At 66.4% G+C, this 381-nt stretch carries 1 protein-coding gene; it reads right to left on the reverse strand.

Going from position 1 to position 381, the window contains the following annotated elements; genetic code table 11:
• A partial coding sequence (locus I6F37_RS44955) for a helix-turn-helix domain-containing protein (RefSeq protein ID WP_225155125.1) occupies positions 1-247 on the reverse strand: 247 nt, incomplete at its 3' end.
• Positions 248-381 lie beyond the last annotated feature (134 nt).

Consider the following 381-nt stretch of genomic DNA (forward strand, 5'->3'; position numbering starts at 1 on the left):
GGCTGTGACGGGCCCAGATGCCGGCGAGCTGCTCGTAGTGCAGGGCGATGAGACGCACGTACAGCGCTCGTTTGGACGCGAAGTGGTCGTACAGCACCGGGACGGTCACGCCGGCGCGAGCTGCGATCTCACCGACGCCGGCGCCGTGGTAGCCGCGCTCAGGAAAGACCTCGGCGGCGGCGTGCTCGATCACCTCGCGACGTGCGGCCGCCGTCAACCGGCTTTTCTTCGGCACCTCCGTCGGCATAACCTAGTCAATACTAGGTTACTCTCGACCCCCGAAACATGACCGGAGGCAGACATGCCCATTGCGTCCATCCACTTCGCCGACGTCGGCTCGTTGAAGGCGTTGCGCCTCGGGCCACCGCGCCACGTCGATGG

Source organism: Bradyrhizobium sp. NBAIM08 (assembly GCF_020193935.1).
In the GTDB taxonomy this organism is placed as follows: Bacteria; Pseudomonadota; Alphaproteobacteria; order Rhizobiales; family Xanthobacteraceae; genus Bradyrhizobium; species Bradyrhizobium yuanmingense.